This window comes from Nocardia sp. NPDC023852 (assembly GCF_040639505.1).
Classification (GTDB): Bacteria; Actinomycetota; Actinomycetes; order Mycobacteriales; family Mycobacteriaceae; genus Nocardia.
This window is the reverse complement of the sequence record NZ_JBFAAB010000011.1, coordinates 78,387-100,795: the sequence shown is the minus strand read 5'-3', so window position 1 is coordinate 100,795 and position 22,409 is coordinate 78,387. Positions and strand designations below refer to the sequence as shown.

Below are 22,409 nucleotides of genomic sequence, written 5' to 3'. Positions count from 1 at the left end.
CCGTGACTTCTGTGGAACCACCCGAGCACGTGCGTGCCACGTTCGGTCTGCGCGAAGTGACCCCGGTTGCGCTGGGTGACTGGGACGGTGGCTGGCGCCTAGGGGACGTGGTGCTCAGTCCGGTCGCGGATCACGCGCGCGCGGCGTGGTCGGCGAAGGTGCGCGAGACGCTGAAGGTGGACGGGCTGCGGGTGGCCCGTCCGGTGCGCGCGACCGATGGCCGCTACGTCGTGTCGGGCTGGCGGGCGGATACCTACCTGGAGGGCACCCCCGAACCGCGCCACGACGAGGTGGTGTTGTTGTCACTGCGACTGCATCAGGCCACGGCGACGCTGGAGCGGCCGCGTTTTCTCGTGCAGCCGCCGGTCGCGCCGTGGGTGGATGTGGATGTGTTCGTCGCCGCGGACCGCGCCGCCTGGGAGGCGGTGCCGCTGCGCAGCCTCCGCGCGGGCGGTGCGCTGCTGTCTACCTCTCCGGACGGCCAACGCAGCATGGAGCTGATCGGTCAGCTCGCCACGCTGCGCAAGCCGGTGCGGGCGCCCGCGCAAGTGGTGCACGGCGACCTGTTCGGTACCGTGCTTTTCGCGGGCTCCCACCTGCCCGGCCTCACCGACATCACGCCGTATTGGCGGCCCGCACCGTGGGCGGCGGGCGTGATCGTGGTCGATGCGCTGGCCTGGGGCGGCGCGGACGAAGGGTTGCTCGAGCGCTGGGCGGATCTGCCGGAGTGGTCGCAGATGTTGTTGCGGGCGGTCATGTTCCGGCTGGCGGTACACGCACTGCACCCGCGCTCGACGCCCGAGGCGTTCCCCGGTCTCGCGCGCACCGCCGACATGGTGCGCCTCATGCTCTGAATTCGGAATATCTGCTGTACGGAATGGTTGTGCGCGCAGCGCGATATCGAATCGCGCGGAGCCCGACGCCGCGCCTGCCACCCGTGATAAGTTTTGCGCAGTATCGCCGCCGTGGGTCTCTGCTGGGCTGGAGGCCAGCGCGGCCCGCGACGAGGGGTGAGGACGGCGGCAGGTGAGAATTCAACCGAGGCAACAGATTCTGGATCTGTGGCGATCCGTGCTGACCCAATCCTGGAACGGCGCCGAGTGGCGCTGGGATGGTCGCGAGCCCGCCAACTCGATCAGTGATTCCGAGCAGTTGCTGTGCTTGCTCTATCCTGCGACCGAGATCGAAAGCCTCGCACTGGATCGTCCGGACAGCATGGCCGACGACGTCAGTTCGGTGCTCTCGCCGTTCGGCGGCCAGACGAAGATCGGCACCGTCGTAGTCACGTTGCTGGAGGAGTACATCCTGCGCAACACCCAACGCTTGGGGCCGGACTTCGAACCGGATAGTGCCGGCGAACCGGACGGCGAGCCCATCTTCGCCGCGGGCAGCTACCTGCGCTCGGCCGACGAGCGGGAACCTACTGCGGCGCAGCGGGGTATCGAGGTCGTCGACTCCTACTCCATGTCGCTGACACTGTGTCTCGCCGGGCTGCGCTTCCTCCGGGTCTACGAGGGCTGGGTGCGCGCGGAGGCCCGCGGCAGCCTCACCGAACGGATCGAGAAGCTCGCCGCCAGGCTCAGCACCCGTCTCACCGCCGCGATGACCGGGCTGGTGCGCAGTTTCGTCGTCACGACCGTCGAGCCCAAATCCGATGCCGGACAAGTGATGCTGGGCATGCTCAATCAGAGCGACCTACCCGAGAAAACGGTCGCCGAGGGCATCACGCGCAGCCTGGAGCGGGTCCGCGCGCGGCTGCGCAATGACATCACGCTCGGCCAGACGCCGGACACCGAGCTCGACGACGAGGATCTGCTGTTCGAATGCGGCTGGAGCTGGGGACTGGTCCGCGAGGCCGCGCCGGTCGGCTTCGTGGACAGCGACATCGCCAGAAAACCCGGTGTCGCCGATCCGCGCCCCTACCTGTATTTCACCGTCATCGCGCTCGACGGCATCAACGACCTGATCTCCCAGCGCACCAGGGAACTGGACTTGCTCGATGAACAGCAGTATCGGCTGGCCGAGGCACTGCGCATCCGCTGGGACCTGACTCAGCGCTACTGGTCGACGGTCGCCCGATTCGGGTCCGGTTCGTGGCCGCTGGAGGATATCCCGTGGCGCACCTCCGACGGCGAGGAATCGGACTACTTCAGTCTCATCGTGTCCGCTGTGCTGATCCAGGACCTGATCGCCCGAACCGCCTCCGACGACGACTTGACCAGAGCCGTATCGATTTTCGATGAACTGGCCAGGCGTGGACGGATCATCCGCAGGACCACGCGTGACGATCCCGCGGTGGAGCTGCACGCGCCCGGCGTGCGATTGTCCTTGCGCGGCAGTGAAACCGTGGACAACGGGCCGCTGTTGCACTGGGAGGTCTCCGACTTCGCCGCGGTGCTGTTGAAGCGAACGTTGCAGGCCGCCCGTCTCTCCGGCGACATCACGGCCCGCGACCGGCTGATGGATCTGGCCAAATCGACAATGGATCATCTGGAAGCGCGAATGATCAGCTCCGGCAAGGCGTCCGGGCTCTGGGACGATCCCGCCGGCGTCTTCGGCAACGGGACGCCGCGGGAGACCGATCCGTCCTGGTACATGACAGAACGCGTGATCGAATGCCTGGTCACCGCGGACCGGACGTTCCGCGAGCCCCCGCTGACCTCCCGCGCGATGGTGGTGCGCGCGGTCGAACTGCTCAACGAGGCCGAGCACTTGCTCAACCAGGAAATGCTCGGCGTCAGTATCGAGGACTTCTCGGAGAATAGGATCACCCTGGACCGGGTGGAAGAGCACCTGGAGCAAGCCAGGCAACTGGTGGTTCGCAGACAGGCGGGCACCGCGTTCGTGCTCGCCGCCGACGCGCTACGTGAACTGCACAAACTGGCCTATGCCCGCATGGACGCGACAAGGAGCACGTAATCGCATGATCGTGTTCGCGACCTCCGACAAGGGCGGCACCGGACGTTCGGTGACCAGCTGCAACCTCGCCTACCGTCTGTGCCTCAGTGGGATGAGCGTGGTCTATCTCGATTTCGACTTCGGTTCGCCGACCGCGGGCGCCTTGTTCGAAATCGGTTCGGTGGAGCGGGGAACTCCCGAGGGGGACGGACTGCACGAGTATCTGCTCGGGAAGAACGGTATTGCCCGGCAGATCGACGTGCGCGCCAAGACCGATCGCAGTGGCCTGCGCAAGATGCGGACCAGGACTGGACGGCTCGTACTGTTTCCTGGTGACGAAGGCGGCGCCGAGTTCGACAGTATCAACGACGAGGTGGTCAAGCGCTGCACGGAACTCCTCGTCGGCCTCGAACAGGAATTCAAGGTCTGTTTCGTGGACCTGAGCGCGGGCCGCTCGCTGGCGATGGAGCTGGTGCTGCGGGCCACAGCGGCGCCGCAGCTGGCCTCGAAGACGGTGCGGTGGCTGGTCTTCCACCGCTGGACCCGCCAGCACATCCTGGCGGCGAGCGGGTTGGTGCACGGTCCGCACGGATTGCTGGAGACCGGCGGTCAGTGGAAACACGACCCGCAGAAGCTGCTCGCCAACATTCGCTACGTGCGCACCGCGGTGCCACAATTGAACGAGATGACCGGTGGTCCCGGTGCGGCCCAGGTCAAGTGGTTGCAAGAACAGAACGGAGCATTGGTCACGCTGGCCGGGAAGAATCGGCTCGGCGCGACATCGCTGCTCGGCAAGACACCGGTGGAGCCTGTGCTGCAATGGCGTGAGCAGATCATTCTCGACGCCGATGTGGCCAACAGCATCGCCAACGAGGAGACCGCCGCCGCCTTCAACCAGCTTGCCGGTCGCCTCGTGCACGCGGCCACCTGGGAATAGATCCGAACTCGCCGCTGCTTCCGAAAGCGCCATCCTAGAAGGGTTTCGATCCCCGTGGACTACGTAGCAGGCTATAGCGAAGCGACCGAGCGTACCCGGATCGCCCAGGTTCCGTTGTCCCACCTGTCCATCGAGGTGGGTCATTTCTACATGAACGATCTCAGCAACGGCGAGGAGCGCATCCGCGCACAGTTCCGCAAGATCGCACCGTTGATCACGGCTTTCACCGCAGCCGCGAAGGCCGAGTTCGGGCCACGGGTGCGGGTGAGCACCTGCTTCCTGATCGATGACTATTTTCGGCACGATACCGACCCGAGCGAGATCCTCGGCCAGTTGCTCGGCGCCGCCGCGCACTGCGGGGTGACCATCGACTATTTGGCACGCGAGGCAGGCTGCTGGGAGACGCCGTCCGGCTCGACCGGTGAGCGCCGCATCCAATTGGCCGAAATGGTCGCCGCGCGTATCGTGGCCGAGCCGCCGGAGGGCTCGACCGGGCGTCGTCCGCCCACCGCGGAGTCCGGCTGGCTGTGCAACGGGCGCCGCGCTTCCGACGACGAGCCGGGCCAGGCCATGCATCGCCTGCCGTACGAGCCGCCTGAGGAGTTCGGCAGGCGCGAGCATTCGATCTTCCTCGACGTGCAGATGTGGACCAAGCAGACCAAGAAGGTGAACGGGCGGGCGGAGGTTCACACCAAATGGTCGTGCCCCTTCCTTGCCTCGATCTGGCAGCTGCTGCGGCTCGGGATGCTGCGCTACGACGGTGAACCCGTCGTGGATCCGCAGCTGTGGCGGCCGGAGGACGGGTGGCCGCAGCATTGGTGGGAGATGCCGGCCGTGGTGAAACTCAACCCGCAGGCCAAACCCTTCGCCGCCTACCGCTCGCTGTCGCTGCTGCCGCAGCGGTACCTGGGTATCGAACACGCGGTGCGGGTAATCCTCGATCACATCGATCTCGAGGAAGAAGTGGTCGATCAGGTCATCGCGCGGGGCACCGACGAGGACGTCCCGATCATGGTGCCGCGCAAGGTGACCGAGCGGATCAGCCACCTGCTGCTGGATGGATCTTGATATGGGCGAAGCATCGGACTTCGGTTCCGACCCGGATCGGCCCTCGCACGGCAGAAGGCTGCGTCGGCGGCCGGCAATGCCCCGGGGCCGCCGGTCGGTCCGGCAGCCACCACTGGCCGGAAGGACCCCGCGCGCAGTCTCCGAAAAGTCCCCGACGCCCGCGGCTGCCGGTACCCGGCCGCTGATCCTGCTCGGTGAGGTTCGCACCTGTCTGGTGCCGGATTCGACGGCGCTGAGCCGCGACATGTTGGAGGAACTGCTCGCACTGATTCCCGGCGAAAAGATGCCGTGGCGCGAGCGGCCGACGACGCTGGCCACGTCGCCGACCATCGCGGTCGGGGTCGATTGCCAGCTGGCCACCCGGCCGCGCGGCGGCGTCCGAGCGGTCGGGACGGTGGCCACCAACGCGGTGGTCGTCGGTGGACGGGTGCTGCAGAGTTCGGCGCACACCACGGTCGTTCCCGCCGAGACACGTCAGCGGCAGACCTGGGCGCACTATCTGACCCGAGTAGGGGTGATGGAGGTGATCTCGCGGGTCACCGACGAGACCGGTGGTGAGCTGGCCGACTGTTTCCTCGCCCCGGGCGAGCAGCCCGACGGCACCTTGGATCTGGCCTCGATCAGTCAGCGGCTGCTCGCCAGGATCCGGATGGACATGGGGCTCGATCAGCATGCGCCGATGCAGACGCGGACGGCGCGCCTGCGCTGGGCCGCGCGAATCGCCGACGTGCCGCAGCCGATCCTGAGGTTCCAGTTGCAGGACGAACTGGTGCGCACCGTGCTGGTGACGGTGCACGACGAGTCGGAACTCGCGGTTGCGCGCCGTTTCTGCGAGGATCTCGCGCTGCACGACTGGCTGCTGACGGTCGCCCGCGCGGTAGTCGAGGAGGCCGACCTCCACCCGCCGTCCAGCACGGAATCGGCCGAAATCATCGCGCCGCTGCTCACGCATCTGGCACACCTCTGGATGCCTGGCGCGCACACGCCCGGGGCGCTGCGCGGCCTATGGGAACAAGTGGAGCGCAACCCTGGCTTCACCCGGGAATGGCAGGCCCAGGTGGGTCAGCTGCGCGACCGGATGTCGGCGGCGACCCTTGCCGCCATGCGCCCCTCCAAGATAAACACACCGGATTGAGCTCAGGTGCGGTCACAGCCGGAACCATCGGCGGACGAGTAGCGCGAAAAACACCGAGGTGGAGACGATCCCGGCGTACGACTCGATGAGGAGCAAGACGTGCCCGGCCCGGCTGACCTTTTCGATATCGCCGAGGCCGAGCGGATTGAGGAAGTTGATCAGGCACATGTGCAGCGATGTGGTGATCGGAATGGGCGTGCTCAGCCACAGCGCGACGGTGAACACGAGCAGTAGTGCGGCGATCCAGACGAGCAGCCGGAACGGCCGGTAGCCGTAGCCACACATCAGGTCCGAGGCCCACCCGGCGGTGCGGCGCCAGGCCGGATAGATCGCCGTCCTGCGCGCTCTGGCCAGCGCGAGGCCGCAGCGGTCCTGCGCGTCGATGTCTTCATTGAGTGCGTGCAGACCCGAGGCGCGCAGAAAGGCCATGGCCGCGTGCCCGGGGAGAAACGTCTTGGCCTTCTGACCGGGCAATTCGGCCGAGAGGAGGCGATGGCCGAGCTGCTCGTACGTGTCGGCCAGCCGCATGTTCTGGGTGCGGCTGAGGCGTAGCGGGCCGCGCAGCTCGACCTCCGCGGCCAGCAGTGCCATCAGCAGTTCGATGTGCGCCCGCTGCAGGACCTCGTCCATTGCGGTGGTGGTGTCGTCGGCCGCCGCGTAGATGTCGGAGAAGAGCAGGCTGTCGCCACGATGCTTGATCTTCGAATGATCGAAGGCGGTGACCACCTTTTCGACGTGATTGTTGAACGAATCCAGGAGCGGCTTCTCGTCCGGTCGTCTGGTCCTGGCAGTCAACTCGTCCAGGTAGTCCGCGACTTCCTGGGCGTAGCCCGTCGCATGCTGATCGATCCAGATGTCGGGTGAATTCCCGAACTGCACGTGGGTGACCGGATCTTCGAATTCGGTAATGGGTGTTCCTCCCCCCGGGCCTGCGCAACAAAGCGCCGTGATACCCACCATAGCAACGGAATTCGTCGACTACTCCGAGCTCGGACCGCGCTTGCGCCAGACGTCCGAGGTCGGATCGGTGATCGACGGTGTACTGGGGCGGTACTGGATTCGGCGAACCAGAACGTCGCGGGGCTCGCCGGCGCCGAAGTAGCGCTCTTCGTGTCCGGCCCAGACGAATCCGGAATTCTTGTACAGGTTCGACGCCGATTGATCGGTGGGCCGGACGGTGAGGAACACCTCGTCTACCTGGGCCACCCGGCAGCGGGCCAGCGCGCCGTCCATCAGCGCCCGTCCGTAGCCGCGGCCACGGCATTGTGGCGCGACCGCGAGGCCGATCACCCAGGCGCACTGCGGCGAGCCGAGCGCCACCATCGCATAGCCGCAGACCGTGCCGTCGAGATCAGCGACCACCCACTGCGTTCCGTGCAGATCGAAGAGCTGACGCAACGCGAAGTATGGGTACGCCAGGTCCGCGAACTCCGTCTGCTCGAGTGTGGCGATATCCGCGAGATCGTCCAGCAGCGCAGACCGGAACACCGGTGTCCCAAGTCTTTTCGCGATGTTCACATCCTCACCTCTCCACCCCGGCGTGAGTTCGCTTCCAGAGTAGAGCGCTCGCGTGGTTCCGGGGTGGAGACGGCCGAAGCCAAACATGCAGAGCCGTGGGGGTGGCCATCAGCGGGCGGACGGGCTGGCCGGCTGGCACCTGAAGGAGATGACTTCCATGAGCGGTGTGCGCTGGGTCTTCTGCACGGCCGCGATCCGCCACCGGCCGTTGTCGCGGACGATGGTGTAGGTCGCGCGTTCAGAATTCGAGTTCGGACCAGGAAATGGCGATCGGAAAGGGAAAGTCGATCTCGATGCTGTTCGAATCGCCGGGCGCCCATTCGCCGACCATGAGGTAGTTGGTCGCATGGAGCGGACGAACTCCGTCCGGGAGTTGGGCATGCCCGGTCTCGAGTGCGTAGGCACGGATGATCGCTATGGCGCTCGCTTCGCGAGCCAGGGTGATTTCCCAGTACCAAGGTATTCCGGCGCTCGCGTAGCGAGCCTTCTTCGCCTCGATATCAGCCTGGGTGTTGGATGGGGACAGGACTTCGCCGACCAGCAGGGCATCGCCGCCACGGACATCCTGGTACGGGGTTTCGAGACACCGGTGGAGGAGGAAGTCGGGAGTCAGGAAGTCGGACTTGCCGCTGCGGCCGAGGAAAATATTCGTCTCCGTCGTGACGCGCCAGCAATGCTGCGTGTGCTCCGACATGTCGTTCCTGGCGCAGCGGCGCAAGGCGTTCCACATCAGATTCGTGAAAATTTCATGTTCGGAGGGGTCACGGCGAACCCACACCACGCGGCCGTTCCACAACTCGATCTGGCCTGCGATTTCCTCCGGGAGTCGCTCCAGCTCCTCCCAGGTCATGTACTCGGGGAGGTCCGGCCGCTCGGTACGCGGGGCAGGCATGCCGCGATGGTAGATGACCTGCCCCACCTCGGGGGCGACCGAGTGGCAGTTGAGGTCGGGCCTGGTCGGCTTGTTTCGAGCGGGTTCCACGGGCGCGGAGATGGAGTGCCTTTCGCTTGTAGGTCCGTGGGTGCGGGGCAGCCTGGATCGAGCTTTTCGGGCAAACCAGGACAGCTGTACCGCCAATTTCGGCGAATGGCGGAGCCTGAGGGTCGGTGGCCCAGACAAGCGAGCTGGAACGAGCGGCGAGCAGCAGATCCCCACCCGACGGGCCGCGCTCCGGCTGCCCTATCAACGCCGCGGTCGAGGTGCTCGGCGATCGCTGGACGCTGCTCGTGCTGCGAGACGTGATGTTCGGCGACCGCCGCCACTTGCGCAGGCTGCCAGTCCCAGATCGAACCCGGTACGCCGCCGGAAGGCGTCAGTTCCGCATCCTCATGGCGTCCGTAGCCGGGCTATGGTGGCGTGATTGCCGTCCGGGTCCAGCGTTATCGCCGCCGCCCAAACGTGCGCCGCCACGGCACGCTGATCGAACAGGGCAATCCAGGTGTCGGTGGAATTGCGTGTGTCGTTGACCCAGGTAGGTGTCGGCCCCAGATCCGGTAGGTGTGCGTAGGTCAGTGCGGTGTACGAGCGTCCGCGGGCATCGAAAATCGTTGCCGCGCACATCTCGTCGGCCCCGGCGCGTTCGTTCAGCCTGCCCGCCCTTGCCGCCTGAATCGCGTCCTCGGGCACGCCGTCGGATCCGCTGAACATCTCGCCGACCGTCCGGTACGCCAACCCGAACCCCCACAGGCGGCCGGGGAGTCTCCGCATCAGCCATTCGGCCGAATCCAGGATCGGTGAGCGCTCGGCGTCAGGATCGAGGACTATCGCGGTGTGGGCCATCTCTTGCGTGACGAGGTTGTCCGCACTGGCGAAGCCCCAGAAATGAATGGTGTCGATATTCGGGTCGGCCGTATCGGCGTTGCGTTCGGCCATCATGGCCCTGAGTATCGCGTCGATCGTGGCACGGGGCGGGTATCGGATGGTGGACCATGTCGGCGTCGGTTTCCGCAGTGCTTTCGAATTGTGCCGCTGGCGATTACGTCGCTTGTGCATTTCCCTCTTTCGGGTAGGTGACCCACATCGGGTCGCTGGTGCGGTCAGGCGATTCGGCCGCCGCGTGCGGCGGGTGGAGTAGGACGGGGAGGTCTGCGGTTCTGATGACTGGCACACCACGGAGGGGCCTACTCGCGCTATGGCGCAGTCACGTGCCACTCGTCGAGCCGCGGGCGCCGCTTGGGGGCAGCAACGCCTCCCAGAATTGGGCGCGTACCGCGTCCCACAGCCGGAAGTGGCGCGGGAACCACTCCCGCACCTGAGCGAGATCCGGTAACGCGCGCTCGTCGAACGCGACAAACCCACACTGCCCCAACGGAATCGGGACAGTTTCGCCGTCATTGCGCAGTCGGTAGGCGGACGTGGGGTCGGCGTCGTCGCGAAAGAACAGGATTTCGATGCGATGCCCCACCAGTCGCCAACCTGCGTGTGTGTTTCCGATCGTGGTCCGACGCAACCGTTTTCACCCCCGGAACGGTTCCGGTGGTGTGGCTGAATCCGAGAGCCGTTTCAGCACCTCTTGCCGCGTGTGCGCGACCGGGCTCCGGTCGGTGCGGCCGGGCTCATCCGGCGGCGGGAACTGCACACCGCGCGCGGCGGCGCGTTCGCGCGGGCTCACCGTCTGCGGCGCAGGCCGTCCTCCCGATCCCAGCGTGCGATACGCCGCCGCATTCCACACACACCGTTCGGCCCGCCAGACCCGATGCACCCGCATCTGCTCATGTGCCAGCCGCACATCGGTGTGGGGGGTAAGCAGAGCATCCTGCTTCATCGCTCCACCACCTTCGCAACGGTGTGAGTTCGTGACGTGACCCGTGCCCACGTGCCCGGCGGGCACACTGTCTCCAGGTCGAAGTCCTCGCAGACCCGTGCGGGCTGGTCATCGACCTGGGCCAGGTCGAAGACCACGATCGCGGCCACGCCCAACCCGGCCGCGACAGCCAGCACGAACCCGATCGGATCGGCGTTGTCGCCAGGGGGAGTGACGGTGTACACGTACCGATAGCCCAATGAGCGGGCGTGCCGTTGGACGGCGACCGCGTGCCGGGGCGCATGGAGGCCCGACACCTCGGCCCGCACAAACCCCACCGCGTTCGGTTGGGCGCGGTTATCGGGCGAAATCGGTTCTGCCAATGGAGTTTGCGAACGTTCGAAGTTCTCTTTCGTGTCGTCGGACATGCCCTTATGCTGCGGAGTGTGCTGATGAAGGCGGACTCGAAATCGCCGGAGCACGGCAATCCATGCGTACGCCCTGAGCGTTTCCCGAGTTCGGTGCACGACGACTCTCGCCGTGGGAAAACGCAGGTCGCATCGTGAGAACAAGGGGAGGACACAGCGGAGTGGTGGGTACGAAGTCAGACCTCAGCAGGACGACGCTGCCGCGTCGCCAGCTGGGCCGGGCGCTGCGCGACGCGCGTCAGGCCAGCGGCCACACCCTCGAACAAGTAGCCGAAGTTCTGGAGATCAGCCGGTCCACGCTCAGTCGGCTCGAACTCGGTCAGAACGAGAAGGTCAAGGTTCGGGATGTCGAATTCATCTGTCAGTACTATGGACTTTCGGAAGATCGGACAGAGTATCTGAAGACGCTTGTAACACAGGCCAGTACGAAGGTGTGGTGGCAGGACTACCGGCACCTGATTCGACCGGGATTCAACACGTATCTCCAATTGGAAGTTGCGGCAACAGAATTACACTTCTTCCAATCGCTTGTCATACCTGGGCTATTGCAAACTGCCGAGTACGCACGGAATGTCGAAACGTATACGGCGACTGACACCGTTGACGAAGTGAATCGGCGTGTAGCTTTGCGAGTGCAACGATCGGCGATACTTACCCGTCGACACAAGCCAGTGCGAGCCGAATTTCTACTTCATGAGACGGTGCTGCGTACGGTTGTCGGCTCTAATCGGACCATGGCTTCACAACTTCGGCATGTTGCAGACATGGGTACACGGGATAACATCTCGATCCGAATCGTTCCGTTTACTGCTGGTTTCCCTGCCGGTTTGGCGATACCGCCGTACATCGCGGTCGACTTCCCGCACAGTGAGCCGCCCGTCGTCTACATCGAGGGTGCAATAGGAACCATGATTTTCGAAGAAGACGACGACATCAGACGCTTTCGTTCGATTCATGACAAGCTCCGGTGTGCTGCACTGGAAGAGCAACCATCGAGAGATCTACTCCGGCACATCGCAAGGAGATACGAACAGTGAGCATCGAGCTATCCGGCGCGAAGTGGTTCAAGTCGAGCCGCAGTGGTGGCGGCGAGGCGTGTGTGGAAGTCGCGTGGCTCGCCGCCGGTTCCGTCGGTGTCCGCGATTCGAAGAACCCGTCGGGTCCGGCGCTGGTCTTCGCGCCGGGCGAGTGGGATGCTTTCGCCGCTGTCGTGAAGGACGGAGAGTTCCGCAGGCCCACTGCCTGATCCAGGCGATTGGTCTCGGAATTAGCGAAGAAGTATGGCGGGTGCGCATCGTCCTATCCAACCGAGCCACGCGACGCACCGTCACCCAGAAACCCTCATTGAGGTGCTGTCCTTCCGTCCTTCCATGCATCTCAGGCGCGGGATGATGGCTGAGTCGCGGCCAAGCCAGATCAGCGAGGCGTCTGCTAGAGTGGCCGCAATCTGAGCCGTCACGGGTCGAGAGGGTGGGGATGGGGCGCCGAATCACGTTGATGCTGCTCGGTTTCGGGCTTGCGTTGGGTGTCGTTGGGTGTGGGGACACCACGAGCGGGTCACCCACCACAAGCACCACTACAGTCAACGCCCTGTTCAACCCGTGCACGGGTATTTCCGATGAAGCGTTGCGGGCGGCGGGAGTCGATCCGGCGACCGAGGAGGCTGGTATCGGTGGAGTGCACCAGTCCGGTTGGGAGATCTGTAGCTGGGATGGATCCAAGTACTCCATTACGGTGTATTCAACTGGTCGCACGGCCGCAGAGTTCGAACGCAAGCCTGGGAACGTCAATTTTCAGGATGTGACGGTCGCGGGACGTCAAGGTCGGCAGTTCAGGGTCGAGGGCGCGTCGATGTACCTCGATTGCGATGTCCTGTTCCCCACGTCCCAGGGCGTCGTCCAATTAGCCATCATGAACCGAGCTGCCATGGACGGTCTCGAGGACCCGTGCACAGTCGTATATCGCGTCGGCGAGTCGATAGTGCCTGTACTACCGCGCTGATCGGGGAGGGGTTATATGAGTGAGGACAACGCGGCGCTGTGGAGTCGATTCACCAGCCAAGCTCGGGCCGGGGAACTGTACCTCGATGACGAGAACGCCGCATACCACTGCGCGTTGGCATGCGACCAGCGTATCGCCGATCTGGAAGCAATGCGCAGATTGACTCGCAGAACCCAGAATGTCTCCGGTTTCGGTGATTTCAAGATGGCGGATGGCCTGGTCAAGAAGTTTCTGAAACAGGCTACCGGCGAGGATCACTCGATCGACCAGGTGATCAACGAACACATCGAAACCGTGAAGAACATGCGTGAGGTCATGGCGATCTCGTTCAAGCGCATCACCGGTCGCGACATCGAGAACGCGGCACAGATCGCGAATACCACCGAGCAGGTGGGCTAATGGGTAACCCATTCAGTAACCCGGCGGTCGAGGACCTGGGTTTGACAGTGCTGCGCAATGTCACGGACTGGATCTTCCGCGTGCAGCCCGATGCCGATCCATATGCTGTGCAGGACACATACAACCGGCAGCGGGACGACGTGCGCAGCAGAGCTGCCGGTCTCGGCTTCCAGGGAGAATTCCGGCCGAGGGAAGTTCTCGATGCGGACGAGTTCGAAAGGCACGACGTCAGGACGCTGCGCAGTAAGGTCGATCAGATCGATCTGCAGGCGGTCAGCGACCTGGTGTCCGCGTGGAACACCATCGCCGATCGGCATCAGACTTCACTGGAAACTTTCACCTTGGCGATGGCTCGGGCCACCGATGAGAGTGTGTGGCGGGGCGAAGCGCGCGACGCGGCGGCGAGCGGCGTCCGTGACTACGCCGATCAAGGCGCGCAGGTCACGAATGCGGCCCGGCTGACCAGCAGCAAGTTGGCCGAATTGCAGACCGGGTTGGAACCGACCAAACAACTGGTCCCGCATGCACCGGAACATCGCAGCGGAGTGGATAACGCGATCGGCCTTCTGGCCGGGCGCAGCTGGCGCAATGATGATGTCGCCGAGCACAATTCCAAGATCGAGGCATTGCGGGTGCTGCGCACCGTGTACGCCCCGGTCGTGATGGAGTCCGATACCAATGTGCCTGTGATACCCCGTCCGGCGCCCGCCACGAACCCGGGCGGTGCCGACAATGGAAGCAACACCGGTGGCACGAATACCGGTAGCGGAAACCCATCGGGCACACCATCCCCCGGCTCGAATCCTCTCGGCACAGACTCCTCTGACGACTCGACCACTCCTTCGAGCACCCAGCCCACGGACGCCGGGACACCACAGTCGACCAGCTCCGATCCCGCGTTTACGACACCGGCTTCGACCACTCCCGCCTCAACCACTACGTCCAGCACCGCTGGCAACCCGCATCTCGGCACGCCGAGCAGCACCGGAACTCCCACCGGGCCGGGTGCCCCGGTGCCAAGCCCGGGGCGTTCGATTCCGGGCACACCGAACAACTCCAGCGCGACCGCGGCCGCCGCGCGGTCAGGAACCGCTCCTGGCCGCTCCAGCATGGGCGGCATGCCGGGCGGAACGGGACCTGGTGCGCGCGGCGGCAAGTCCGATGACGAATCCAGCAAGGGCATTCCGGACTACCTGGTCACTCAGGAACACGGAGATGAGCTCACCGGGCTGGATAACATGCCCAAGGCGGTACCGCCGGTCATCGGCGAATAGCCCGGCACGATAGGGACATTTCCATGCCCGAAGTGCGGAGATTGCCGTTCATCTGGTTCGAATTACGAACCCTATGGGAGTCCACTGGCCGCGACGTGCTGCCCTGTCCGTCGCAGTCCACGACAGCCAGTCCATTGAAACTGCCCACAGTCGGGGCCGACTCGATCGGCATCTCGAGTAGATCGGAAAGGAGTATGTATGGCCTCGAATCACTACCTCTATGGCGACGATCCGGATGACATGGATGACTATTCGGCTCAGAACGGTGAATCCGACGAAGCCGCATTCACGCCGCCACAGAAATCTTCTCTAGTTGAGGTGGAAATCGGTGACGATCGCTTACCGATAAATATAAAACTGAGCCGTCGCTGGAAGGACGCATTCGAGCCATCGCAATACGGCAAGTCGATCATGGACGCCTATCATTATGCCCTCTACGAGCGGGCAGTTCTTCTTGTCGAGTCCGGTAAGCGACCACCTTCGACTCAACCATCCTTACGTGAGGTCGTGCCCCTGCTCCTGCAGAAGCGCACCTACGAAGAATTCCGTAGGACATGGAATAGCCTCTTCGTGGATACTGAATACACTGTCCGCGGCCCCGGATACAACCAGTATGACGAGCCCGGTCTAACAGTCACCGCAACGCGGTCGGCACTTCTATCGATCACCATCGACACGAGCTGGGCCATGACAGTGGACGGGACAGTCATCGCGCAAGACATCCTGGAATGCTGCGCTCAGGTTCGAGCGAAGAAGCCGAAACTGGTTCGGGACATCTACCTGGACCAAGAGACCGACCAAGAACTGACGGATCGCCTGATCCGGCACGAACAACAATTAATACGGAATGAAATCTGATGGCTGATCTAAAAGTAGAACTCCAGCTTCTCGAGAACGCATCCAAGGCGTGGATCAATGATGTTGCCCCGGGATTACGAAATGCGGCAACATCGATTGATGAGCTGAAATACTCGGCGATACAGTTCGGTCTCTTCGCTGGCGCGTGGAGCTCGTATTCCCTGGCGGCTGCATACATTCAGGAGCGTCTCAGGGAAGGAGCCGCCGCGGCTGAGCAGGTTGGAAACGCCCTGCACACCGTAGCGAGCACCTACGAACAACAGCAAACGGAACAAGAGCAGAGTACTAACAAGCTCGCCGGAGAAATGGACTTCACAATATAATGGGCGAAACCACTACCAAAGAGGAACTCGATGGAATCGTCGAAGAATTCAGGGCGAAGCTTGATGAAGTCAAAAAGCAACCGGCCAAGCTGAATGACAAGTTCGACAAACTTAAATGGGCGTGGACGTCAGCCTACCTGATGTATACCGACGTCAGAGACGAGGCGCAAGAAAATCTGAAGACGCTGCTGGAGAAACTCGAAGAAGCTGCCGAAGGAATAGCCGCACCGTTGTTATTTATGGACTATGCGGCGAAGTGGCAATTGGTGGGAAATGAAGTATCGCGGGTTTACAGTATTCAAGGCAGGCCCGCTCTGAGTATGGAAGGACACTGGGACGGGACTGCTTACACGAAATTCAAAGAATCAAGGGCCTATCAGGCGGCGGCCATGATCAGCATAGCCGACATGTGCCAAAAAGTTCATACAGAACTTTTGACACTAGCGGCTGAAGGCCGAAATTTCTACAAGCAAATTATTGACAAATTGGCGACTCTGCTCGCTCAGCTGGTGATTGCCTTGGAGGAGATCGCATCCGTTGTCGGAGCGCCCTGGGGGATAGACAAGTTCAACGACGCAATAGTTACCGCCGTTGAACTTGTTGCAGGGACTATCACTAGCTTCTTCGAACTTCAGTCAAAGGTGTTTATATCATCGAACGAACTCAAGAACATAGTAAACCATCCACCCGGATTTCCGACTGGAGCGGACGGCAAGGATCACTGGCCCGAATCGGTAGCCGATGGGTTCGATGACAAGACGGAATGGAAATTGGCTGAGTAAATACGGTTGGTATCTTAAATTATTTGATCATTCGATGGGTTTGCTCGACGCATATATAAATTCAGAAAGAGAGGTAAGTCAAGTGCGCCGAAAAATTCTGGTCATGTCGGCATCACTGCTACCCATTCGATCACTGGCTGCTTTCCCAGACCGCTCTCGGGTGAGAACCGCATTGATCGGTGTGGTTGCTGTTGCCTCCGCAGTACTTCTTATAGGCTGCAGTTCGGATAGTGGCACGAGTGTGAAGACAATGCCTAGTTCGCCGCTTGCTACGGCAGAATCCGCCAAATGCATCATTATGGAGGCAAAGGACTACCAGAATCCGGACGAGAAGCAGTTCACGGCGGTGATGGCGAAACTGCAGCTTCCGGCCGGCACGTGCTTCTTCGCAGTGGACACGGTCGACTTACCCGACCGTTCCGGGAAAGTCTCTGTATATGTCGACCTAAACGTGCGGGACTCGACCAGCCCCGACGATCTTCGCGCGGCCGCTACCGACATCGCTCATGCGCTGAAAGGCACTGAAGTCGCACAGCGCGCAGCCGAGCTATCTGTCACCAATTGGGGTTCCAACCATCCGCCGTATCGAGCTTTCCTCAGCGACAAGAACTTCCAAAACCATCCGTGGGATGGCACTCCCTCTCGGCAGTCCGAGCTGGCGATATGGGAGATCGACCCGTGCGCAGGATGCACGCGATGAGGGAGGCTCGTCGGCGAGGGAGAACCGCAGGTCGTCTGCCGGAGCGGGCTCATCCTGAGCAATCGGTGACATCCCAGCGCGTTAAAGACATCACCCATGCCTGAAGTGCAGAGCTGGCGGTTCACCTCGCTCGAATTCCGGACTCTGTGGGAATCCACCGGCCGGGACGTGTTGCCCTATCCGTTGCAGCACCAGCACACGACGGAGTTCCGTTCGGAGAGTCTGCGGTTGCGGCAGGCCGCGGCGCAGTCCCTGCGCCCGCACATCGACGACGACCTGCTGCGCGCGGTCGAAGTGCTGCTGGCACCGGAGGCCCGGGTGGAGCTCGCCGGGTTCGTCGGAGCCCGCCGGGACCGCAAGCTGCGTGCGCATGCGGGGGTGTATGACCAGCACGGCGCGGTCGCGGTGCAGGAACCGGGTCCGGACCATGAGCACGGCGGTGATGTGGTGTTGACGTTGCTGTCCCAGGGTGCGGTGGCGCGCGCGGTGGTCGATGTGCTCCCCGGCTGCGCCGCAGGACGGGGTAAGCAACTGCAGCTTTCGGCCGAGGAGCTGGGGCAGCCACGGCCGCCGGTCCGCGATACCTGGCGGCCGACACCGCGGGAGGAGTTCGAGCAGTTCTTCACCCGCGCGATGACTTTGATCGGCCATGTCGGTGTGTACGCGATGGGCAGCGTGGACAATCGGCATACTCACGGCCGTAAGGATTTCCAGGTCAACGACGTCGAAGAAGACGGCCGTTACGTCACCTTCGGCACGCACACATTGACGATCAAACCCACCACCGCCGAACGAATCACCGCCACCTTGCAGCAGATGATCACGCGAACGGTCACCGAAGTGCGCGACGGTGTCCATCTGCCGTACTGACCACCGTGCGGTCATGCGGCGGATCAGGCACCGATAACCCGATCTTCACTCAGAGGCGCTCCGCGGCGGTTCGGGGAAAGCCTGGCGACTCGACGTCGATCTGGATTGCGCCTCCGATGTCCGTGACGATGAATCGATAGTAATCGGGGGTGCGCAGGCGCCGCGACGGCCCGTCGGCGGGGTCGTCGACCCGCCATCCGAGGTGGCGGCACATGCCGGTGATGAGCCCGAGATATTGCGCGGTCTCATGCCTCGCTGGGCCGACGAGCAGACATCTCAGCCTGAGACTCAGCACCGGGTACTCGGTCCCGATGCCGTCGTCGCACGGCGCCACGGCTCCACGGCCGGCCGGGTAGTCGAGCGACACCGGACCCGGCAGATGGCGCAGAAGCTCGTCCAGGCATTCGTCAACTCGGTGACGCGCCACGGCTTCGGTGAGCTTCGGGACGACACCGACCGCTCGTGCCACTGGCGAGACGCTTGCCGCTGCGGCCCGAAGTGCGGCGGGAGCTATCGAGAGCGCCTGGCTGTTCGAGGCAGACGTGGAGGCCTGCTGCTCAGCCATGAAGTCGACGTCGGTGTCGGTGTCGAATCCGGTGCTCAGGAATTCGTCGAAGCAGAGGCCGAACTCCTCGGCATGCGAAATATTGCCGTCGGCTTCGCGCCCCATCGTGCCGGACGGAAAGTCCGGCGACACACAGCAGTTGAAGATGCCACCGGCCTTGGCCAGGAGCATCACCCGGTCGCTCGGCACGTCGGCCTCGGCGTCCCAGTTGCGCACGCGGTAGTCGCACTCGGGAATGTCCTCGTACACCTCCATGTCACGGGGCCGGAGCGGTCCGTACGATCCGTCCGGCGCGGTGAACCCGGTATGGATCGTGCTGAGGAAGAACTGCAATGGCTCCGGAATGCAGCCCCAATGCGGCGGATGGTGGGCGCCGAATGTCTCCGGATGCCAGCCGATGCGCAGCAGGAAAGGCCGATAACGCCGCCGGATGGCGTAGTACAGCACCCAGTCGCCGCGCAGCAGTCCCACCCGCACGTCGACAACGTCCCGCTGGAAAGCTGCGGCGAACCGCGGCACTACCAGCAGGAAATCAAGATTCCACAGCGCTAGCGCCAGCTCGCACCGGATGTGGGCATAGGGCGAAGACGCGATCGGGCGCCATACCGGTGGGACGCGCTCTACTACCGAAGAACCCGGCTCGACCAGCCCGGTCGAGCCGATGACCGTGTCTGCGATCAAGTTCGCGAATTCGTCGTTCTCCATGATGGTCGTCATTTTCCATGATGTGGATAGCGGAGAACACGTGGCGATCGTGCTACGCACCAGGAAACGCTGATGATGAGAGAGTCGGATGACGACCGTCGTGGGCCCAGTCAGGGTTTGTTGTTGCGGAAAGGAGCGCAGCCGGCGTAACAGGTGCTCTACGTCAGAGCGGAGGTGTGATCTGACGTGACCTGACACTGTGAGTACACGTTGAGCCAGCCGACCGCACGGTAATCCCCACGCCACGTGAATATCGCTGATCCCCGCTCTTGCGCATCACCTATCGGGAAACCGGCTGTCGCCCTTCCCTGTGTCGTCGCACTGACCACATAGTTTGCTCCGCACCACACAGCGAGTGCGGCTGTGGTCGGCCCGATCAGGTGCATCTCGTCCGATGCGCTTTCCAGCATTGTGTTGGTCGCGCGATCGCGCAGCAGCGCTGCGTATTCCGGCTGGTCCAGCCGGCATGCTTCTGGTCTGCCGGTTTCCGACCAGTCCGGATTGGTGAGCGCGCGCGCCCTGGCTGCCTGCCAGAGGGCCGGTACTACGTCGTCGAGGTGTGCGGGTGTGGCCATCTGTTCGCACATCCACAGCAGACGACCGGCACCCCGAGGTGGCTGGCATCGCCGCCATCGGATCCGTCTGCTCAGATCAGCGGCAACGATCGCCACCCACGGGTGCACGGTACCCAGAAATCCCTGGCAGCCCAACCAATGAAGGTAGCGGGGCGCTTCCTCGAGTATTGGATACATCGTGGCGTAAGGAATTCCGCTGATGGTGCGGGCGGCTTGATGGAACTCGGTCGGAGAGTTGGCAACAGTCAGCATTGCGGCGCTCGCCAGGTCACCCGGGCGGTAGGCGAAAGCGCCCTCGGTCGAGCGCGCCAGATTGTTGTTACTGAGATGTGCGACCACTCCGCGGGCGAGCTTCAATCTGACAGCGAGCGGCTTGAGGTCCTCACTTATTCCCGCCTGAGCGAGTTTCGGTACATGGGAGGCGACCGTCTGGACCAACAGGTCCTCAGCTGCTTGTGCGGATTCCGGCATGCCGAACTCGGACAGAGTCATACGCAGCTGGTGACACACTTGCGGCGACACCATCAGCCGCGCCGTCAGCAGGCCCAGTTCGGAGGGCATCAGCTCGCCGTCGGATGTTTGTGTCTCGGTGAGAAACTCGCCATCGATCAAGAACCGGACGGCATGTCGAAGCGGGGTCATATCCCGGCTGCCCTGGTGGTAGGCCAGCGTTTGCACCCACCAGCGCTCGGCCTCTGCCACAGAACGGATTCGGCCTTGGGTAGCTTCGGCCAGAAGATGTTCCGGCAGGCTCGACTGGATCTGCGAGTCGACCCTGAATCCCGCGAGCAGTTTGCGTTGCCAGGTCGCGCGTTCGGTCTCGTCGACGAGAAGGAACGCCCACCCCTCGCGCTCGCCGGCACCGACACGCCCTGCGCGGCCGAACATTTGTTGCACCGTCGCGACGTCTATGGCTTTGAGCCCGACCTCCGTATCTTGCACGACCACCGCACGAGCAGGCATGTTCACCCCGGCAGCCACCGTCGAGGTGGCCACAAGGACATTCAATTCGCGTGCGCGGAAACCTTTTTCGGCCTCCCGCTTGTGTTCCCAACCCTTGTAGTGCAGGCCGACACCGGCTGCCGCGCAGACCTTGTGCACCACGTCGGTGTCGTCGGGGTCGATGCCGAAGACGTTGGCGCCTCGACTGGCCGCGATGATCAAGGCGGTGCGGCGGACGTTGCGCTTACTGCCGCAGAATACGAGCACGCTACCGCGGTCAGCCGCCACCATGTGAGTGATGGCAGTGGTCAGCCGTGCCTTGGCGGCTTCGACCAAACTCCAGTCGGCACTGTTGGGGACGGTAGGTAGTTGCCATGTGAGCTGAGTGGGGCGCCAGGCTACCCGAACCGTCCGTGCGTGCATCCATGCCGCGAGTTGGTCGGCGTTGGCGACGGTGGCCGACAGTCCGATAATCCGGATCAATGAGTCCGTACCGCGCACGCGAGCCAGAATCGCCTCCAGGAACGGTCCTCTGGTCGCGTCGCCCAGCAGATGGATCTCGTCGACAACCAGACAGCCGACCTCGGCCAACGCCTCCTTGAGCGAGGAGGTCCGGCAGATCGCCTCGAACTTCTCGGTAGTTGTCACCCACAGGTCCGCGTCTCGAATACGTTGCGCGTCAACCCGATACTCGCCAGAAAGCCGTTCGACACGCAGTCCGCGTCGGCGCCAGCTGTCGAGTTCATCGTTCAACTCATCGGTGAGCGAACGCTGTGGTACCAGCCAGGCGGCCTTCCTCCGTTGCTCCAAGACTGTGCGCAGGACCGCGACCATGCCCATGACGGTTTTGCCTGCTCCGGTCGGCGCCACCACCATCAGGTGCTCATCGCTGCCGATGATGTGCGGAATCGCTTCGGCCTGTGCCGGATTGACCAGCGGATGGGGAAGGAATCGAACCCATTCGGGCGGCACGACGTGCTCTATCGGAAGTGGACGGACTACCGCGCCATCGGCAGCCGCATGGCTGTGCCACATCAGCTCGAACGCGTCGCGTGCCGCTTCCGCCGCGGCCCCTGTGATGGGGGGACGCTTCTGTGCGGACATCCGTGCCGGACCGGACGGTGCGACAGCCACGGTGAGGTGACCCTGTTCGTTCAGCGTGCTGACGGATTCTTGCTCCAGCAGGTAACCGACCTCACGGAAAGGTACTCGGGCCGCGAGAAGCTGACGTTTCAAGTCGGCGAAGCGCCCATCCGAGGGGAGTAGCACCCGAACGTCGGTGCCGGGTGGATATACCGGGAGTGCGGTTGATGGATCTGCGATCTTCAACCAGAGCAGTACTGGCGTAGTGCCTGTTGCCGCGGGACTGTCACCTTCGTTGTCCATCGACTTGACCGCGACCTCCGTGGACTGAAACATGCCGATTCCCACCATTGCCGGTGACTCGGCGTGACGAGACTGAACGACGCCGCCACGATAGCCGACCGCGGCGACGACAACCGATCACCCTTCGAGAGGTCAACTTCCGGCAGGAGTTTCGTCGGGATCACACGCGGAGAACACGGGCGCGCGCGGCTCTTCTGTGCTGGGCGCCTGCGACGACGGACGTCGGGTCTAGGTCAGCGAATGACGCGTACTCGACGTACTTAAAGTACTTGACGTACTGCCAGGCGTCCGGGATGCTGGA

General features: G+C 63.4%; 24 protein-coding genes. 15 read left to right on the top strand and 9 right to left on the bottom strand.

Annotated features, from left to right (window positions below; genetic code table 11):
• Positions 1-2: 2 nt before the first annotated feature.
• The 5 genes from AB0H00_RS17125 (at position 3) to AB0H00_RS17105 (ending at position 6,038) form a co-directional block, all read left to right on the top strand.
• A complete protein-coding gene (locus tag AB0H00_RS17125) occupies positions 3-854 on the top strand; it encodes a TIGR02569 family protein (protein ID WP_357266901.1) in 852 nt (283 codons plus the stop codon).
• 172 nt (positions 855-1,026) lie between these two features.
• On the top strand, positions 1,027-2,919 hold the full coding sequence (locus AB0H00_RS17120; RefSeq protein WP_357266898.1) for an SCO2524 family protein: 1,893 nt from the start codon (positions 1,027-1,029) through the stop codon (positions 2,917-2,919).
• A gap of 4 nt (positions 2,920-2,923) precedes the next feature.
• Positions 2,924-3,835, top strand: coding sequence for an SCO2523 family variant P-loop protein (locus AB0H00_RS17115; protein ID WP_357266895.1), 912 nt, complete (start codon positions 2,924-2,926; stop codon positions 3,833-3,835).
• Between the two features lie 54 nt (positions 3,836-3,889).
• Entirely contained in the window at positions 3,890-4,903 is a 1,014-nt protein-coding gene (locus tag AB0H00_RS17110) for an SCO2522 family protein (protein ID WP_357266892.1), read from the top strand.
• Between the two features lies 1 nt (position 4,904).
• Positions 4,905-6,038, top strand: a complete 1,134-nt coding sequence (locus AB0H00_RS17105; RefSeq protein ID WP_357266889.1) for an SCO2521 family protein — start codon at positions 4,905-4,907, stop codon at positions 6,036-6,038.
• 12 nt (positions 6,039-6,050) lie between these two features.
• Here AB0H00_RS17105 and AB0H00_RS17100 read toward each other — a convergent pair whose 3' ends face one another.
• The 7 genes from AB0H00_RS17100 to AB0H00_RS17070 form a co-directional block, all read right to left on the bottom strand.
• A complete protein-coding gene (locus AB0H00_RS17100) occupies positions 6,051-6,917 on the bottom strand; it encodes a hypothetical protein (RefSeq protein WP_357266886.1) in 867 nt (288 codons plus the stop codon).
• Between the two features lie 99 nt (positions 6,918-7,016).
• The gene (locus AB0H00_RS17095; RefSeq protein ID WP_357266883.1) at positions 7,017-7,556 is read right to left on the bottom strand and encodes a GNAT family N-acetyltransferase; all 540 of its coding nucleotides are present in this window, start codon (positions 7,554-7,556) and stop codon (positions 7,017-7,019) included.
• 238 nt (positions 7,557-7,794) lie between these two features.
• On the bottom strand, positions 7,795-8,448 hold the full coding sequence (locus tag AB0H00_RS17090; protein WP_357266880.1) for a Uma2 family endonuclease: 654 nt from the start codon (positions 8,446-8,448) through the stop codon (positions 7,795-7,797).
• Positions 8,449-8,883: 435 nt separating this feature from the next.
• Positions 8,884-9,432, bottom strand: a complete 549-nt coding sequence (locus tag AB0H00_RS17085) for a hypothetical protein (protein WP_357266877.1) — start codon at positions 9,430-9,432, stop codon at positions 8,884-8,886.
• A gap of 265 nt (positions 9,433-9,697) precedes the next feature.
• The gene (locus AB0H00_RS17080) at positions 9,698-9,961 is read right to left on the bottom strand and encodes a hypothetical protein (RefSeq protein ID WP_357266874.1); all 264 of its coding nucleotides are present in this window, start codon (positions 9,959-9,961) and stop codon (positions 9,698-9,700) included.
• 51 nt (positions 9,962-10,012) lie between these two features.
• Entirely contained in the window at positions 10,013-10,321 is a 309-nt protein-coding gene (locus tag AB0H00_RS17075) for a hypothetical protein (protein ID WP_357266871.1), read from the bottom strand.
• A complete protein-coding gene (locus tag AB0H00_RS17070; RefSeq protein ID WP_357266868.1) occupies positions 10,318-10,728 on the bottom strand; it encodes a hypothetical protein in 411 nt (136 codons plus the stop codon). The genes AB0H00_RS17075 and AB0H00_RS17070 overlap by 4 nt, the downstream gene beginning before the upstream one ends.
• A gap of 161 nt (positions 10,729-10,889) precedes the next feature.
• Between AB0H00_RS17070 and AB0H00_RS17065 the strand changes: the two genes are divergently transcribed.
• The 10 genes from AB0H00_RS17065 (at position 10,890) to AB0H00_RS17020 (ending at position 17,935) form a co-directional block, all read left to right on the top strand.
• Positions 10,890-11,765 (top strand): helix-turn-helix transcriptional regulator, encoded by an 876-nt coding sequence (locus AB0H00_RS17065; protein WP_357266865.1) that lies wholly within the window; start codon positions 10,890-10,892, stop codon positions 11,763-11,765.
• Positions 11,762-11,974, top strand: a complete 213-nt coding sequence (locus tag AB0H00_RS17060; RefSeq protein WP_357266862.1) for a DUF397 domain-containing protein — start codon at positions 11,762-11,764, stop codon at positions 11,972-11,974. Before AB0H00_RS17065 ends, AB0H00_RS17060 begins: the two co-directional genes overlap by 4 nt.
• Positions 11,975-12,204: 230 nt before the next feature.
• A complete protein-coding gene (locus AB0H00_RS17055) occupies positions 12,205-12,729 on the top strand; it encodes a DUF3558 domain-containing protein (RefSeq protein WP_357266859.1) in 525 nt (174 codons plus the stop codon).
• A gap of 15 nt (positions 12,730-12,744) precedes the next feature.
• The gene (locus tag AB0H00_RS17050; protein ID WP_357266856.1) at positions 12,745-13,128 is read left to right on the top strand and encodes a hypothetical protein; all 384 of its coding nucleotides are present in this window, start codon (positions 12,745-12,747) and stop codon (positions 13,126-13,128) included.
• Complete coding sequence (locus AB0H00_RS17045) at positions 13,128-14,402, top strand: hypothetical protein (protein WP_357266853.1); 1,275 nt, start codon at positions 13,128-13,130, stop codon at positions 14,400-14,402. Before AB0H00_RS17050 ends, AB0H00_RS17045 begins: the two co-directional genes overlap by 1 nt.
• Before the next feature lie 198 nt (positions 14,403-14,600).
• Complete coding sequence (locus tag AB0H00_RS17040) at positions 14,601-15,260, top strand: hypothetical protein (protein ID WP_357266850.1); 660 nt, start codon at positions 14,601-14,603, stop codon at positions 15,258-15,260.
• The gene (locus tag AB0H00_RS17035; protein ID WP_357266847.1) at positions 15,260-15,583 is read left to right on the top strand and encodes a hypothetical protein; all 324 of its coding nucleotides are present in this window, start codon (positions 15,260-15,262) and stop codon (positions 15,581-15,583) included. The genes AB0H00_RS17040 and AB0H00_RS17035 overlap by 1 nt, the downstream gene beginning before the upstream one ends.
• On the top strand, positions 15,583-16,365 hold the full coding sequence (locus tag AB0H00_RS17030) for a hypothetical protein (protein WP_357266844.1): 783 nt from the start codon (positions 15,583-15,585) through the stop codon (positions 16,363-16,365). Before AB0H00_RS17035 ends, AB0H00_RS17030 begins: the two co-directional genes overlap by 1 nt.
• Positions 16,366-16,399: 34 nt before the next feature.
• The gene (locus AB0H00_RS17025; protein ID WP_357266842.1) at positions 16,400-17,065 is read left to right on the top strand and encodes a hypothetical protein; all 666 of its coding nucleotides are present in this window, start codon (positions 16,400-16,402) and stop codon (positions 17,063-17,065) included.
• Positions 17,066-17,161: 96 nt separating this feature from the next.
• On the top strand, positions 17,162-17,935 hold the full coding sequence (locus AB0H00_RS17020; protein ID WP_357266839.1) for an ESX secretion-associated protein EspG: 774 nt from the start codon (positions 17,162-17,164) through the stop codon (positions 17,933-17,935).
• A gap of 49 nt (positions 17,936-17,984) precedes the next feature.
• Here the strand turns inward: AB0H00_RS17020 and AB0H00_RS17015 are convergent, their stop codons facing one another.
• Positions 17,985-19,217 (bottom strand): hypothetical protein, encoded by a 1,233-nt coding sequence (locus AB0H00_RS17015; protein ID WP_357266836.1) that lies wholly within the window; start codon positions 19,215-19,217, stop codon positions 17,985-17,987.
• A gap of 146 nt (positions 19,218-19,363) precedes the next feature.
• Positions 19,364-22,141: a DEAD/DEAH box helicase gene (locus tag AB0H00_RS17010; RefSeq protein WP_357266834.1), complete on the bottom strand. Its 2,778-nt coding sequence runs from the start codon at positions 22,139-22,141 to the stop codon at positions 19,364-19,366.
• Between the last annotated feature and the right edge of the window lie 268 nt (positions 22,142-22,409).

Coding starts and splice junctions, on each gene's coding strand:
- AB0H00_RS17115 (WP_357266895.1), top strand. CDS start 2,924: ATGATCGTGTTCGCGACCTCCGACAAGGGCGGCACCGGACGTTCGGTG.
- AB0H00_RS17105 (WP_357266889.1), top strand. CDS start 4,905: ATGGGCGAAGCATCGGACTTCGGTTCCGACCCGGATCGGCCCTCGCAC.
- AB0H00_RS17090 (WP_357266880.1), bottom strand. CDS start 8,448: ATGCCTGCCCCGCGTACCGAGCGGCCGGACCTCCCCGAGTACATGACC.
- AB0H00_RS17085 (WP_357266877.1), bottom strand. CDS start 9,432: ATGATGGCCGAACGCAACGCCGATACGGCCGACCCGAATATCGACACC.
- AB0H00_RS17075 (WP_357266871.1), bottom strand. CDS start 10,321: ATGAAGCAGGATGCTCTGCTTACCCCCCACACCGATGTGCGGCTGGCA.
- AB0H00_RS17070 (WP_357266868.1), bottom strand. CDS start 10,728: ATGTCCGACGACACGAAAGAGAACTTCGAACGTTCGCAAACTCCATTG.
- AB0H00_RS17055 (WP_357266859.1), top strand. CDS start 12,205: ATGGGGCGCCGAATCACGTTGATGCTGCTCGGTTTCGGGCTTGCGTTG.
- AB0H00_RS17050 (WP_357266856.1), top strand. CDS start 12,745: ATGAGTGAGGACAACGCGGCGCTGTGGAGTCGATTCACCAGCCAAGCT.
- AB0H00_RS17045 (WP_357266853.1), top strand. CDS start 13,128: ATGGGTAACCCATTCAGTAACCCGGCGGTCGAGGACCTGGGTTTGACA.
- AB0H00_RS17040 (WP_357266850.1), top strand. CDS start 14,601: ATGGCCTCGAATCACTACCTCTATGGCGACGATCCGGATGACATGGAT.
- AB0H00_RS17035 (WP_357266847.1), top strand. CDS start 15,260: ATGGCTGATCTAAAAGTAGAACTCCAGCTTCTCGAGAACGCATCCAAG.
- AB0H00_RS17030 (WP_357266844.1), top strand. CDS start 15,583: ATGGGCGAAACCACTACCAAAGAGGAACTCGATGGAATCGTCGAAGAA.
- AB0H00_RS17025 (WP_357266842.1), top strand. CDS start 16,400: ATGGGTTTGCTCGACGCATATATAAATTCAGAAAGAGAGGTAAGTCAA.
- AB0H00_RS17020 (WP_357266839.1), top strand. CDS start 17,162: ATGCCTGAAGTGCAGAGCTGGCGGTTCACCTCGCTCGAATTCCGGACT.
- AB0H00_RS17015 (WP_357266836.1), bottom strand. CDS start 19,217: ATGACGACCATCATGGAGAACGACGAATTCGCGAACTTGATCGCAGAC.
- AB0H00_RS17010 (WP_357266834.1), bottom strand. CDS start 22,141: ATGTTTCAGTCCACGGAGGTCGCGGTCAAGTCGATGGACAACGAAGGT.